Annotated in this window: 12 protein-coding genes; 4 read left to right on the top strand and 8 right to left on the bottom strand. The window is 72.6% G+C overall.

Annotated features, from left to right (window positions below; translation table 11 throughout):
- The first annotated feature begins 108 nt into the window (after positions 1–108).
- Genes LNK82_RS31615 through LNK82_RS31605 form a run of 3 tightly spaced genes read left to right on the top strand, consistent with a single transcriptional unit; the run spans position 109 to position 5,045 of the window.
- Positions 109–2,430: a Tex family protein gene (locus LNK82_RS31615; protein ID WP_230570554.1), complete on the top strand. Its 2,322-nt coding sequence runs from the start codon at positions 109–111 to the stop codon at positions 2,428–2,430.
- A 15-nt stretch (positions 2,431–2,445) separates the two neighbouring features.
- Positions 2,446–3,471, top strand: a complete 1,026-nt coding sequence (locus tag LNK82_RS31610; RefSeq protein WP_230570553.1) for an NAD-dependent epimerase/dehydratase family protein — start codon at positions 2,446–2,448, stop codon at positions 3,469–3,471.
- The gene (locus LNK82_RS31605) at positions 3,468–5,045 is read left to right on the top strand and encodes a phytoene desaturase family protein (protein WP_230570552.1); all 1,578 of its coding nucleotides are present in this window, start codon (positions 3,468–3,470) and stop codon (positions 5,043–5,045) included. The genes LNK82_RS31610 and LNK82_RS31605 overlap by 4 nt, the downstream gene beginning before the upstream one ends.
- Before the next feature lie 170 nt (positions 5,046–5,215).
- On the opposite strand, the gene LNK82_RS31600 is transcribed toward LNK82_RS31605, so the two are convergent.
- The 4 genes from LNK82_RS31600 to LNK82_RS31585 form a co-directional block, all read right to left on the bottom strand.
- Positions 5,216–5,653: an SRPBCC family protein gene (locus tag LNK82_RS31600; protein WP_230570551.1), complete on the bottom strand. Its 438-nt coding sequence runs from the start codon at positions 5,651–5,653 to the stop codon at positions 5,216–5,218.
- Positions 5,654–5,699: 46 nt separating this feature from the next.
- Entirely contained in the window at positions 5,700–6,920 is a 1,221-nt protein-coding gene (locus LNK82_RS31595) for an ABC transporter substrate-binding protein (RefSeq protein WP_230570550.1), read from the bottom strand.
- A gap of 298 nt (positions 6,921–7,218) precedes the next feature.
- Positions 7,219–7,767: a LuxR C-terminal-related transcriptional regulator gene (locus LNK82_RS31590; protein ID WP_053715935.1), complete on the bottom strand. Its 549-nt coding sequence runs from the start codon at positions 7,765–7,767 to the stop codon at positions 7,219–7,221.
- Positions 7,768–7,865: 98 nt separating this feature from the next.
- On the bottom strand, positions 7,866–8,333 hold the full coding sequence (locus tag LNK82_RS31585) for a GNAT family N-acetyltransferase (RefSeq protein WP_230570549.1): 468 nt from the start codon (positions 8,331–8,333) through the stop codon (positions 7,866–7,868).
- 76 nt (positions 8,334–8,409) lie between these two features.
- Between LNK82_RS31585 and LNK82_RS31580 the strand changes: the two genes are divergently transcribed.
- Positions 8,410–9,195 (top strand): enoyl-CoA hydratase/isomerase family protein, encoded by a 786-nt coding sequence (locus LNK82_RS31580; protein ID WP_230570548.1) that lies wholly within the window; start codon positions 8,410–8,412, stop codon positions 9,193–9,195.
- On the opposite strand, the gene LNK82_RS31575 is transcribed toward LNK82_RS31580, so the two are convergent.
- From LNK82_RS31575 to LNK82_RS31560, 4 genes are all read right to left on the bottom strand, one after another.
- Positions 9,182–9,658: an SLATT domain-containing protein gene (locus LNK82_RS31575; RefSeq protein WP_230570547.1), complete on the bottom strand. Its 477-nt coding sequence runs from the start codon at positions 9,656–9,658 to the stop codon at positions 9,182–9,184. The genes LNK82_RS31580 and LNK82_RS31575 overlap by 14 nt on opposite strands.
- A gap of 10 nt (positions 9,659–9,668) precedes the next feature.
- The gene (locus LNK82_RS31570) at positions 9,669–11,177 is read right to left on the bottom strand and encodes a serine/threonine-protein kinase (protein ID WP_230570546.1); all 1,509 of its coding nucleotides are present in this window, start codon (positions 11,175–11,177) and stop codon (positions 9,669–9,671) included.
- A 230-nt stretch (positions 11,178–11,407) separates the two neighbouring features.
- Positions 11,408–13,450 (bottom strand): glycosyltransferase, encoded by a 2,043-nt coding sequence (locus tag LNK82_RS47945; protein ID WP_230570545.1) that lies wholly within the window; start codon positions 13,448–13,450, stop codon positions 11,408–11,410.
- Positions 13,451–13,452: 2 nt separating this feature from the next.
- Positions 13,453–14,262, bottom strand: coding sequence for a WecB/TagA/CpsF family glycosyltransferase (locus tag LNK82_RS31560; protein ID WP_230570544.1), 810 nt, complete (start codon positions 14,260–14,262; stop codon positions 13,453–13,455).
- Between the last annotated feature and the right edge of the window lie 86 nt (positions 14,263–14,348).

Genomic DNA, 14,348 nt, shown 5'->3' with positions numbered 1-14,348 from the left:
CCCTCACCCCCGGTTGCTCCGGCCGGGCCGGCGGCTACCGACCGATCGGCGGCCGACCGGGTCGGGGTGCCCGAACGTGGACCGGCGGGCAGGGCACAATGGCTCGCTGTGACCACAGCCATTCACCAGAGGATCGCCGACGAGCTCGGGGTGCGGGCCGGGCAGGTCAGCGCCGCCGTCGACCTGCTCGACGGTGGTTCCACCGTTCCCTTCATCGCCCGCTACCGCAAGGAAGCGACCGGCGCGCTCGACGACACCCAGCTCCGCACGCTGGAGGAACGGCTTGGCTACCTGAGGGAGCTGGAGGACCGCCGGGCGGCGGTGCTCGAGTCCATCCGGTCGCAGGGCAAGCTGGACGAGGCGCTGGAGGCGTCGATCCTGGCCGCCGACTCCAAGGCCCGGCTGGAGGACCTCTACCTGCCGTTCAAGCCGAAGCGGCGGACCAAGGCGCAGATCGCGCGCGAGCAGGGCCTCGAACCGCTCGCCGACGGCCTGCTGGGCGACCCGACGCAGGACCCGCAGGAGGTGGCGAAGGCGTTCGTGACCGAGGAGGTCGCCGACGTCGCCGCCGCGCTGCTGGGCGCGCGGGCGATCCTGGTCGAGCGGTTCGGCGAGGACGGCGACCTCATCGGCGAGCTGCGCGAACGCATGTGGGCGCAGGGGCGGCTCGCGTCCAAGGTCCGGGAGGGCAAGGAGGAGGACGGCGCGAAGTTCGCCGACTACTTCGACTTCTCCGAGCCGTTCACGAAGCTGCCCTCGCACCGCATCCTCGCGCTGCTGCGCGGCGAGAAGGAAGAGGTGCTCGACCTCCAGTTCGACCCCGCCGACGAGGACGAACCCACCGGGTACGAGGCGCGCATCGCGTCCCGCTTCGGGGTGGACGACCAGGGCCGGCCCGCCGACCGCTGGTTGGGCGACACGGTCCGCTGGGCGTGGCGCACCCGGATCCTGGTGCACCTCGGCATCGACCTGCGGTCGCGGCTGCGGGCGTTCGCCGAGGACGAGGCCGTGAAGGTCTTCGCGTCGAACCTGCGCGACCTGCTGCTGGCCGCGCCCGCCGGCACCCGCGCCACGATGGGCCTGGACCCCGGTTTCCGCACGGGCGTGAAGGTGGCCGTGGTCGACGCGACCGGCAAGGTCGTCGACACGGACGTGATCTACCCGCACGTGCCCGCGAACCGGTGGGACGAGTCGATCGCCAAGCTGGCCGTGCTGGCGCGCAAGCACGACGTCGAGCTGATCTCCATCGGCAACGGCACCGCCTCGCGCGAGACCGACAAGCTGGCCGCCGACCTGCTCAAGCGGCACCCCGAGCTGAAGCTGACCAAGGCCGTGGTGTCGGAGGCGGGCGCGTCGGTGTACTCGGCGTCCGCGTTCGCGTCGGCCGAGCTGCCGGGCATGGACGTGTCGCTGCGCGGCGCGGTGTCCATCGCCCGCCGGCTGCAGGACCCGCTGGCCGAGCTGGTGAAGATCGACCCGAAGTCGATCGGCGTCGGCCAGTACCAGCACGACCTGTCCGAGACGAAGCTGTCGAAGTCGTTGGACGCGGTGGTCGAGGACTGCGTGAACGCGGTCGGCGTCGACCTGAACACCGCCTCCGCGCCGCTGCTGACCCGCGTCTCCGGCATCACCGCCGGGCTGGCCGAGAACATCGTGCAGCACCGCGACAGCAACGGCCCGTTCCGCTCGCGGCGCGCGTTGAAGGACGTGGCGCGGCTGGGCCCGAAGGCGTTCGAGCAGTGCGCGGGCTTCCTCCGCATCCCGAACGGCGACGACCCGCTGGACGCCTCCTCCGTGCACCCCGAGGCGTACCCGGTGGTGCGGCGGATGCAGGAGCGCGCGGGCGGTGAGCCGCTGATCGGCAACACGGCGGTGCTGAAGTCGCTGCGCCCGCAGGAGTTCGTGGACGACACGTTCGGCCTGCCGACCGTCACCGACATCCTGCGCGAGCTGGAGAAGCCGGGACGCGACCCGCGGCCCGCGTTCAAGACGGCGACGTTCGCCGAGGGTGTGGAGAAGATCTCCGACCTCAAGCCCGGCATGGTGCTGGAGGGCGTGGTGACGAACGTGGCCGCGTTCGGCGCGTTCGTGGACGTCGGCGTGCACCAGGACGGCCTCGTGCACATCTCGGCGCTGTCCAACACCTACGTCAAGGACCCGCGGGACGTCGTCAAGTCCGGCGACGTGGTGCGGGTGAAGGTGCTGGAGGTCGACATCCCGCGCAAGCGGATCGGGTTGACGCTGCGGCTGGAGGACGAGCCGGGCCGCAAGCCGCCCCGCGAGCAGCGCGAGCCGCGTGGCGGTCAGCGCGGCGGTGGGGCGCCCCGCGGTGGGAGCGGTGGAGGCAAGCCCCGTCAGCAGGAGCGCCCGCCGGCGAACGGTGCGATGGCCGAGGCGCTGCGGCGCGCGGGGCTTGGCGGCGCGAAGTAGGGGTACCCGGCGGCCATGAGGGTCGTCGTCACGGGTGCCAGCGGCAACGTGGGGACGGCCCTGCGCCGGGTGCTCGCGGAGGCGGGCGACCCGGTGGTCGGCATCGCGCGGCGGATACCCGTCGGTTCACCCGGGTGGGTGAGTTGCGACGTGGGCGCGCCGGCCGCCGAGGTGGTCTTGGGCAGGGCGTTCGAGGGTGCGGACGCGGTGGTGCACCTGGCGTGGGCGGTGCAGCCCACGCCGGGTGAGCCCGCCATGCGGCGCACCAACATCACCGGCACCGCGCACGTGCTGCGTGCGGCGGAACGCGCCGGTGTGCCGCACGTGGTGGTGTTGTCCTCGGTCGCGGCGTACACGCCCGCTCCCGCGCCGGTGGACGAGTCGTGGCCGTGCGGCGGGGTGCCCGGCAGCGCGTACAGCGCGCAGAAGGCCGAGCTGGAGCGGTTGGTCGCCGGTCGTCCCGGGGTGGCCGTGCTGCGGCCGTGCGCGATCGTGCAGCCGGACGCGGCCGGCGAGCTGGGTCGGTGGGTGTTGAGCCCGGTGGCGCCGGTCCGGGTGCTGGGGCGGCGGTGGCTGCCGGTGCCGTTGTGGCGGGGGTTGCGGGCGCAGGTCGTGCACGCGGAGGACGTGGCGCGGGCGATCCGGGTGGTCCTCGCGCGGCACGCCTTGGGTGCGTTCAACGTGGCCGCCGACCCGCCGTTGGGCGCGCGTGAGCTGGCCCCGTTGTTCGGCGGGTTCCTGGTGCCGGTGCCGTTGGCCCTGCTGCGGGCGGCGGCTTGGTCGACGTGGCGGCTGGGTCTGCAGCCCGTGCACCCCGGGTGGTTGCGACTGGCGGATCAGGTGTCCGTTGTGGACAGTTCACGGATGCGGGCGCTGGGGTGGGCTCCCGAGCACCCGCCGCGGGAGGCGTTGGCGGAGTTCGTGGTGGCGGTCGCCCAGGGGCGCGGCACGTGGGGTCCGCTCGCGCCGCGTGATGTGGGACGGTGGCACGGGCTGCGGTTCGGCCGGCCGGTGCAGCAGAGCCAGGGAGACGTGCGTTGAGCGAAGTCGTGGACGCGGTGGTCATCGGTTCCGGTCCGAACGGGCTGGTGGCGGCGAACCTGCTGGCCGACGCCGGCTGGGACGTGCTGGTGCTGGAGGCGGCCGACGAGCCCGGTGGGGCGGTGCGGACGGCCGAGTTGACCGAGCCGGGGTTCCGGCACGACCTGTTCAGCGCGTTCTACCCGCTGGGCGCGGCGTCGCCGGTGATCACCGGGTTGGACCTGGGTCGGCACGGGTTGCGGTGGCGGCGGGCGCCGGAGGTGCTGGCGCACGTGCTGTCGGACGACCGGGCCGTGGTGCTGTCGCAGGACGTGGACCGGACGGCGGCGTCGGTGGAGGCGTTCGGCGCGGGTGACGGTGACGTCTGGCGGGCGGAGTTCGCGTTGTGGCAGCGGGTCCGGGCGGAGCTGGTCGAGGTGTTGATGCGGCCGTTCCCGCCGGTGCGCGCGGGCGCCGGGTTGGTGGGCGCGTTGGGCGCGGGTGGGGCGTTGCGGCTCGCGCGGTCGTTCCTGCAGTCCGTGCGGGCGTTCGGGGACGAGCGGTTCTCGGGTGAGGGCGCGCCGTTGTTGTTGGCGGGCAACGCGATGCACACCGACCTGGGGCCGGACCAGGCGGGCAGTGCGGCGTTCGGGTGGTTGCTGTCGATGTTGGGGCAGGACGTGGGGTATCCGGTGCCGGAGGGCGGTGCGGGTGCGTTGACGCGGGCGTTGGTGCGGCGGCTCGGCGGGGTGGTGGAGTGCGGCCGGGCGGTGGAGCGGGTGGTGGTGGCCGGTGGGCGTGCGCTGGGGGTGCGTGACGCGGCGGGCGGGTACGTGCGGGCGCGGAAGGCGGTGCTGGCGGACGTGCCGGCGCCGGCGTTGTACCTCGGGTTGGTGGGGGCGGAGCACCTGCCGTCGCGGTTGGTGTCGGACCTGGCGGCGTTCGAGTGGGATGACGCGACGATCAAGGTGGACTGGGCGTTGGACGGGCCCGTGCCGTGGACGGCGGATGGGGTCGGGGGTGCGGGGACCGTCCATTTGGGAGGGGATTTCAACGCGTTGGCCCTGTTCAATGCGGAGATCGCGTGCGGGCGGGTGCCGGGGACGCCGTTCGTGATCATGGGGCAGATGACGACGACGGATCCGAGCCGTTCACCGGTCGGCACGGAGACCGCTTGGGCGTACACGCACGTGCCGCGGGGTGAGCAGTGGTCCGCCGACCGGGTGCGCCGCCGTGCCGACGGGGTGGAGCAGCTGATCGAGCGGCACGCGCCGGGGTTCCGCGACCTGATCCGCGCCCGCGTGGTCCACGGCCCGTCCGACCTGGAGACCCGCAACCGCAGCCTGGTCGGCGGTTCGATCAACGCGGGCACCGCCGCCATCCACCAGCAGCTGGTCTTCCGCCCGACCCCGGGCCTGGCGCGGGCCGACACCCCCATCGACCGCCTGTACCTGACCTCAGCCTCGGCCCACCCGGGCGGCGGCGTCCACGGCGCACCCGGCGCCAACGCCGCCCGTGCCGCCCTGACCCGCAACGCCCTGGCCGGCGACGCCTACCGCCTCCTCCTCCGCACCCTCCACCACCACCTCTACTAACCGGCGTGTCGAACCTTCAGGTCCCGCGTGTCGAACGCTCGCGTCCCGCGTGTCGAACGTTCAGGACCGTCAAGTTCTACGTTCGCGTCGTGCCGAGTGGTCCTGAGGGTGGAGTTCGGGGGTCCTGAGTGTTCGACACGCGGGACCTGAGTGTTCGACACGCGCGGGGGTCAGGTGGGTTTGCGGGTGGCGCGGGCGGAGAGGCGGGCCAGGGTTTCGCGGTTGCGGGGGGTCAGGAAGACGGATTGGGCCGGCTCGGGGAGGAGGGAGAGGGGGCCCTTGATCGCCTCTTCGAGCATGGTGACCTCGCAGCCGTCGGAGGTGGCCTTCAGGTCGAAGCGGATGCGGGCCGCGCCCAGGGGCCACAGGCGCGCCTCCAGCTCCAGCACCCGGGGCGGGTCGACGTCCAGCACCGTGGTCACGTCCTGCACCGCCAACGGCCACGCGCCGACGCTGTGGTGGATCCGCGTGCCGGTGCCCGGCCACCCCGCGTCCACCTCGCGGATGTGCGCGGCACCGACCACCCAGCCCGCGTAGGACCAGCCGTCGGCCAGCACCGCGAACACCCGCTCCACCGACGTTGGCACCGCCAAGCGCACCTCGATCATGCGCCTCGGATTCCCCGCGCGGACCGGCGGAAACTACCCGCCAGGGCTACTTGGCGCGCGTGCCCTTGAGCTTCACGAGGTCCGACTCGAACAGGTTGGCGACCACGGCCAGCCCGCCGGGTGTCGCCGGGTCGGGCCGCGCGATGTAGGACTGCGTCGCCGACGGCCGCCCCACCAGCGAGAACCGCAACTGCCCGGTCAGGCTCTTCGTGTCCACCTGGTTGGTGTCCTGGAACGCCCGCAGCACCCCGTCACGGGTCAGGTCACGGGCGCCGCACGCCTTCTCCAGGATCGCCGCGAACGCCACCCCGATCACGTAGCCGTGGTCCACCGACCCGGTCGGCTCCAGGTCCGGGAACTTGCGCGTGAACGCCTCCGCCACCGCGCGCGGCCCCGGCAGGTCGGTCGCGAACGGCGCGATCGGCGACACCACCTGCACCCGCTTCACCACGGCCGCCGCCGCGGGCGACTGGAGGATCAACGGGTCGTACCCCGCCGCGTTGACCAGGAACGGCACGTCCCAGCCGAGCCGCTCGGCGGTCGCGACGGCGGTCGCGGTCTGCTGCGGCGACGTGCTCAGGAACACCGCCTTCGCCCCCGCCGCACGCAGCTCGCCGACCTGCGCGGCCACGTCCGCGGTCTCCGGCACGGCCTTCGCCACCAGCTCCATGCCCCACTGCTCGGCTGCGAACGTGCTGCCTTCCAACGCGTTGAGGCCGTAGTCGCTCTCGACGTGGATGTGCCCGATGGTGTCACCGGCGCCGATCAGGCCCTCGCGCTTGACGTGGTCCAGCCCGTTGATCACGTCGAGGTCGTACGTCGTGCCGACGATGACCATGTGCGGGTTGCCGAGCAGGCTCGCCGACCACGACGCGGGCGCGGCGATGGCGCGGGTCTGCATCAGGTCCGGTTCGATGGCTTCGGTCATCGGCGCGCCGGTGACGTCGATGAACCCGAGCACCTCCGGCTCCAGCTCGAAGTACGCCTGCAACGCCCGGTCGACGTCGTAGCCGTGGTCGGCCTGCTTGAGCTCGACCTTGCGCCCGCAGATGCCGCCGCGCTCGTTCAGCTCGGCCAGGAACAGCTCGTAGCCCTTGATCCGGATGAGCGACGTGGCCGAGAACGGTCCCGTCATGTCGGTCAGCACGCCGAGCGAGATCGTGTCGTCGGTGACGCCGGGTCCGGTCTTGACCGGTGCGTCCTCCTCGGCGCCGCACCCGGTCGCGAGCAGGGCGAGCACGGCAGTTCCGACAACCAGGTTGCGCACCACGGGACTCCTCACGTTACCGACGAGTAAGGAGTATTGACAGAAGTCGCCCGCAGTGCCTAATCCTGTGACATACCGCACGGTCGGTAACCATTTCCCGACACGGTCTCGCCCAGCCGGTCCGGATTGCCACCCGGACAGCCCAATAAGCCGTCGCGCATCGCACATGACCGCCCCGGGACGTGGGGGGGGGGGGGGGGGGGGGGGGCCCCCCCCCCCCCGCCCCCCCCCCCGCCCCCCCCGGGGCGGCGGGGGGGGCGGGGGCCGCCCCCCCCCGCCCCCCACGACAGGACGCGCACTAGAGGTAGGAGCGCTGGCCCCACGGCATCGCCGCGGCGAGCTGCGCCCGCCTGCCGATGTCGAGCTTGCGGTAGATGCGGGTGATGTGGAGTTCGACGGCCCGGGTCGACACCGAGAAGTGCTCGGCGATCTGCCGGTTCGTCATCCCCTCCAACATCATCAGCGCGATCCGGTGCTCGTGCGGCGTCAACGGCTCGCGCGAGCGCGCCTCGGCGCTCTGCCCGTCACGCGGCCGGACTATGCCCGGCACGCGCTCACCTTCCGGCACACCCAGCAGCACGTGCCACTGGCGTATGCGCACCTCCGCGATCGACTGCGATCGCACGTACGGGTCACCGCGCACCAGGTCCCGGGCCGCGGCGTCGTCGGGCACCTGCACGATGAGCAGCACGCCGGAACCATCGGCCCACGGGCCGGTTCCGACGAGCACGCCCTGCTCGGCGAGCGGACGCCAATATTCCCGGTGTGCGAGATGAATGGATCTCCGCACCTGGCGCGCATCACGAAATGTCAACTCAACGGCGAAAGCCACTGGACTGATCCCCATTTCATTCCGCGGCCGACTTTCGCCACATACTCAACTGTGACGTTTATTCAGTGTCAAGTGAGACACATCACAACGGTGATATGGGAACCCAATGGCCCCTATAGCCGCTTTTCGAACCAGTGCTCCGCATAGCGGTCGTCGTTGAACGCGGGCACCTCACGGTAGCCGTGCCGCGCGTACAACGCCCGCGCTTCGACCAGGTCAGTACGGGTGTCGAGGCGAATGGCCGCAGCACCAAATGAGACAGCCGCGTCCTCGACCGCCGCGAGCAGCGCCGCTCCCCCGCCGGTGCCGCGAGCCGCCGGATCGACGAACATCCGCTTCATCTCCGCCATTTCGCGGTCAACCATGCGGAAGCCGACGCATCCTCGCACCGCCCCGTCGCGGCGCCCGACGAAGAACCGCGCCAGGTCGTCGGTCGGGTCATCGGCGATCGCCTGGTCGACCTCCGCGGGCACGGCCGGACGGCCGTAGTAGCGCGCGATGATGTCGGCCAAGTAGGTGCGGATCACCGCGACCGCGGTCGGGCTGTCAACCAGTTCGGGCTGAACGGTCCAGGAACTCATTGGCAGATTCTCACCCGCGTTGGGCCATTCGGACACGTGGTTTTCGGCATTCCGGACGCGTGTAAAGTCCCCGCCCGTGGCAGCGCAACAGGTCCGGCTGGAGCGGGACGCCGTGGGGCTCGCGGTGCTCACCGTGGACGCTCCCCCGCTGAACCTCTACACCGCCGGGTTGCACGACCTGCTGGAGGCGGCGGTCGAGGACCTGGAGGAGCGGCCCGCGCGGGCGCTGCTCATCCGCTTCGAGGGCAAGGTCGTCAGCGGCGGCGTCGACGTGGGGCTGTTCGCCGCGCAGGAGACGTCCGCGCAGGCCAAGGCCCAGCTCGACCAGATGCTGGAGCTGACCGAACGGGTGGCCGCGCTGCCGTTCCCGACCGTGTTCGCCGCGCACGGGCTGTGCCTGACGTGGGCGTTCGAGGTCGCGGTGGCGTGCGACCTCGTCCTGGCCGCGCGGCGGGCGACGTTCGGGTTGGTGGAGAAGGTCGTCGGGCTGACCCCGACCATGGGCGGCACGCAGCGGCTGGCCGCGCGGGCGGGCGTCGGTCGGGCCAAGGAGCTCGTGATGACCGGCGAGCGCTACGACGCGGCCACGCTGGAACGGTGGGGCGTGGTCAACCGCGTGCTGCCGGACGAGGGCTTCGACGACGCGGCGCTGGAGTTCACCGCGGCGCTGGCGACCGGGCCCACGGTGGCGCACGCGGCGACCAAGCGGGTGCTGGCGCACTTCGAGAGCGGCGGCGTGGCCGAGGCGAACGAGCACGTCACCGCGATCGCGGCCGCGCTGTTCGAGACCGAGGACCTGCGCGGCGCGGTGCGGTCGTTCCTGGCCGACGGTCCGGGCAAGGCGACGTTCAGCGGTCGCTGATCCGCCGGAACTCGACCCACCGGGTGCTCTGGCGGTCCCAGATCGCCTGGTACTCGGCGAACATCTCCGCGACCTTGGCGGGGTCGACCCGGTCGCTCGGCGTGGCCGCGAGGTAGTGGCTGACGTCGTCGTGCAGCCGGTGGAAGCGGGAGATGGACTCCTCCATCAGCACCCACAGGGGCCGCCACGCGAAGTACGGCTCCAGCACGGCGAACACCGTGGTCAACGCCACCAGCGAGAACGCGAGGCCCGTCCAGAAGTCCAGGTCCTGCCAGCCCAGGATGATCGTCGCGGTCGCGGACATGGACAACAGGCCGACCTTGAGCGCGGTCGCCCGGCGGCTGAACCTGGCCGCGCGCACCCGGCCGTAGTCGCGGGCGCGGTCGATGCGGCCCAGCAGGTCCAGCGCCAGCTCGTGCGGGCTCAGGCCCGACTTCACCGGCTGCTCCTCAGGCTCTTCCACGGCGGGCACCCTATCGGGGGTCGTAGGCGGCGGAGCCGTACCAGGCGAGGGCGGAGCGCAGCTCGACCACGTCCCGGTCGCGGCGCTTGCGGTAGCGCTCGTGCGAGATCGGGTAGACGCGCAGGCCGCCCTTGTGCTTGGTGAAGCTGCCGCGTCCCAGCGTCTCCGGTGTCTTGGCCGCGGCGACCAGCCAGACCACGAGCCACGGACGGGCGTGGTGCGCCTCCACCTTGACGCGGGCGATCGCGTACCACGGGAGGCGGCGCGACTCCTCGCCGTTGGACAGCGTGATGCCGTCGGGGCCGACGTCGAGGGTGAGCGGCGAGCGCGCGACGCCGATCAGGAGGCGGATGCCGGCCAGCGCGAACGCCAGGAACGCGAGGAAGGCCGCCGCTCGCACGGCGTCGGGCGCGCCGGAGGCGACGTCGGCGATGGAGCCCGTCACGACGGCCGCCAGCGCGTTCGCACCGGCCCAGCTCAGGCCGACGGCGCGGGAGGTCTTGAACCGGACGCCGGTGGGGCGGACCTCCTTGGGCGCGGGGTCGACGCGGACGGGGGTCCTGGGCTGCGCCGGCGCGGGGGCGACGAGGGTCGGCGGTTTGGGCGGTGGGTCGTCCACCAGCACGCGGGTCGGCGGCTTGGCGGGCAGCTTGCCCAGCTCGGTGTGCCGCTGCTCGACCATGGTGCGGACGCTCGCGGGGAGCCAGGACGGTTCGGCGGACGGCGGGCCGATGGCCTCCAGCAGCCGTGCGGGCGTCGGGCGGTTCGCCGGCTCGCGGACCAGGCAGGGCACGATCAGCGGCACCAGGCCCGGCGGCACGCGCGAGAGGTCCGGCTCCTGGTGGACCACGCGGTAGACCAGCGCGGACGTGGCGCCCTCGCCGAACGGCCCACCGCCCGTCGCGGCGTAGACCAGCACCGAACCCAGCGCGAACACGTCACTCTGGGTGGTGATCTTCTGGCCGACGACCTGCTCGGGTGACAGGTAGCCGGGGGTGCCGAACACGATGCCCGCTTCGGTGAGCGCGGAGTGCTCCAGGGCGCGGGCGATGCCGAAGTCGATCACGCGGGGGCCGTCGTCGGCCAGCAGCACGTTGGACGGCTTGAGGTCGCGGTGCACCAGGCCCGCGCCGTGGATCGCGACCAGCGCTTCGGCCAGGCCGCCGGCGAGGCGGCGCACGGCGCGTTCGGGCAGGGGGCCGTGGTCCTGGACGGCCTGCTGGAGGCTCGGGCCGGGGATGTACTCGGTGGCCATCCACGGCCGGTCGGCGTCGGGGTCGGCGTCCACCACGGTGGCGGTCCAGAAGCCGCCGACCGCGCGTGCCATCTCGACCTCGCGGCGGAAGCGCTCGCGGAACTCGGGGTTGTCGGCCAGCTCGGCGCGCGAGACCTTGACCGCGATCGGCCGCCCGCCGCGTGACCGCGCCAGGTAGACCGACCCCATCGCGCCGCGGCCGAGGGCGGCGAGCAGCGTGTAGTCGCCGATCCGCGACGGGGCGTTCGGGGGCAGTGGCTGCACGACACCCACACTAGATGCGCCGGCCACCCCGCTTGGGCAAGACGGCGAGGTTCGCGGTGCAGACCACAGCGACGCAACCTCGGGCGCGGATGTGGAGTCGAGGGTGGCTCAAGGACCGGTCAGCGACCGGTGAGCGGCCCGTCAGCGCGTCCTGAGCGTTGAATTCGGGGTACCTGAACGTAGGACACGGTGGTCCTGAACGTAGGACACGCGAGGGCTGGAGGTAGGACTCACGGGGTGGTGAGGGTCAGGAGGGTCAGGGTGCGGGCTTGCCAGGAGTGCGGTTCGACGGAGGCGCGGAGGGTGCGCGGCGGGAGGAGGGGGCCGCTGGCGAGGGTGGTGCGGAGGTGGTCGACGAAGTCGGCGTGGGTGCGGGCGGCGCGGACGCGGTCGGTGTAGCCGGCCAGCTCGGCGAAGTCGGTGCTGACCACCGGCAGGCCCAGGGCCAGGTACTCCTTCAGCTTGATCGGGTTGGACCGCTTGATCCAGTCGTTGTCCTGCCACGGCATGATCGCCACGTCGAACGCCGAGCCGTAGGCCGGGATGGTGGTGTAGGGGCGGAAGCCCAGCCAGTGCACGTTGGGGTACTTGTCGAAGCGCTCCATCGGGTGGGTGGCGTCGCCGATCAGCACCAGGGACGCGTGCGGCAGCTCGGCGGCGACGCGTTCCAGCAGGTCGAAGTCCACCACGAAGTCGTCCAGGGCGCCGAAGAAGCCGATGCGCGGGCCGGGGATCGCGCGGACGTCGTCCGGCCACTCGTGCTCCGGCCGCGCGGTGAAGTGGTCGACGTCCACGCCGTGGTCGAGGAAGTGGGCGCGGGAGCCGGTGCGCGGCAGCTCCTCGTCCATCAACGCGTGGCTGACGTAGACGACGTGGTCGGCGTTGGCCAGGAGCTGGTCCTCCAGCGCCTCGATGGACGCCCGGTCGGCCTCGGGGAAGTCCGAGTGCCGGTCCGAGCGGTTGAACACCAGGCTGTGCCGGCGCATCGGGGCTACCACGTCCCAGGCGGTGGGGATCGTCACCATGATCACCGGCGTGCGCAGGCCCAGCGCGAGGGCCACCAGCCGCACCTGGGCGCGGACCAGGACGGCGTTGACCTTGCGCAGGAACGGTGAGCCGTAGAACGGCAGCGGCAACGGCGACATCACGTAGAAGTCCGGCATCGGCCGGCGCACGAACTTGGCCACGCTCCGCAGCTTGCGCAGGATGCGCCGGGCGACGTGCGTGCTGTTGCCGCGGGTCGGCATCCGCATGCCGATGCTGTTGACCACGAGCACCCTGCGGTGCGCGGCCATCGACCGCATCAGCTGGAAGTCCGAGTGCGCCCGGTTGTGGTACCACCAGTCCTGCGCGGAGAAGCACACCCAGCCGGGTTCGGGGCCCGCGCCGGGGCGGGCCGGCCACCGTCGCCAGCGCAGCAGGTCGCCGACGGCCTTGCGGTGCTTGGCGCCGCGCGGCACGCGCAGCAGCTCGTTCAGCAGCACGGCGCACCACATCGCGAACGCGGCCATGCGGCCGTTGCGCTCGCGGACCGCCCGGACCCGGTTCGTGGTGGCCATCGACCACAGCACCGGCGACGTCGACTGCTCGCCGCCGAGGTGCACGGCACGTGCCCGCGGTTCGTAGCGGATGGCGTAACCGCGCTTGCCCGCGCGCACCATGTACTCGGTCTCCTCCGAGTACAGGAAGTACCGCTCCTCCAGCACGCCGGTCGCCTCGCGCGCCTCGCGGGAGATCAGCCACGCCGCACCGGTCGCCCAGTCCGCCGTGCCGGCCGTCTCGTACCGGAGGGGGTCGACCACCAGCTCGCCGAGCGCCTCGGACCGGCCGGCCCGCGTGCCGCCGAGGAGCGCTTCGCCCAAGGCGCGCAACGGGTTCGGTGCCCGGCGCAGCGATAGTTGAGGTGCCCCGTCCGGGCCCGCCAGCCGGGGCACCGCGATGCCGGTCCCGGGCAGCGCGAGCGCGGCGCTGAGCAGCGTGACGGCGTCGCGGTGGAGCCGGATGTCCGGGTTGAGCACCAGCACGTCGCAGTCCGGCGCGGCGGCGAACCCGGCGTTGACGCCCGCCGCGAAGCCGTCGTTGGACGTGCGGGCGACGACCTGGGCGCGCGGCGCGACCCGTGCGACGACCGCCAGGGTGTCGTCGGTGGAAGCGTTGTCCACCACGATGACCCGGCTGTCCGGAATGGACTCCAGCGCGACCGCGACGGACTTCAGGCAGTCTTCGACGACATCGGCGCTGTGGTAGGTCACGACGACGACGGCAAGCGGCACGTCTACTCCCCGGTCTGGGTGCCGACGCCGTCGGCGGTAGGGCGGCGGAACCGGGTGCGCAGCGCGCCCCCGAGCAGGCGGAACGCGAACGGCAGGTCGTCGCGCAGGTAGCGCTTGGCCAGGCGGCGCGGTTCGAGCGCGAGGCGGTGCAGCCACTCCGCGCCGAGCTTCTGCACCACGCCCGAGGCACGCCGGAACTCGCCCGCGGCCATGGGGATGCCCGCGCCGCAGCCGAGGAACCAGGACGCGGGCAGGTCGGCGCGCAGGAGTCGGATCAGGCGTTCCTGCTTGGGGAAGCCGAGGCCGACGAACACCAGGTCCGGCTTGGCCTCCACGACCTTGGCGACGGTCTCGGCGGTGGCGTCGGCGGAGGTCTCGAACCCGAACGCCGGCGAGTCCGTGCCCACGACGCGCAGCCCGGGGTACCTGGCGCACAACACGTCGGCGGCCTTCTCCGGCACGCCCGGCTCACCGCCGAGCAGGTAGAGCGAGCGGCCTTCGCGGGCGGCGGCTTCGGCGAGGGTGAACACCAGTGACGACCCGGTGACCCGTTCGGGCACCGGGACGCCCGCGAGCCTGCCGGCCCACACGACCGGCATCCCGTCGGCGACGACCAGTTCCGACTCGGCGATCAGCGCCGCGAGCTCGGGGCTGCGGGTGGCCGCGCGCACGATGTCCACGTTGGCCGTGACGATCGCGCCGCCCTCGGCCCGCCGCCAGGCTTCGGCGACGTGGTCGGCCACACCGGACTCGCGGACGGACCACACGTCGACGGCGCCCACGCGAACGCGGGCCTGCGCAATGTCCGGCATACCCGCGTCATCGGGTTCCGGGTGGTCCCCGTTACGGCGTGCCCGGACGGCGGTAACGGTTACCGCACGTGACCGATATCGGGTGC

This window comes from Saccharothrix luteola (assembly GCF_020859565.1).
In the GTDB taxonomy this organism is placed as follows: domain Bacteria; phylum Actinomycetota; class Actinomycetes; order Mycobacteriales; family Pseudonocardiaceae; genus Actinosynnema; species Actinosynnema luteola.
This window is presented reverse-complemented; position numbering and strand designations above follow the sequence as displayed.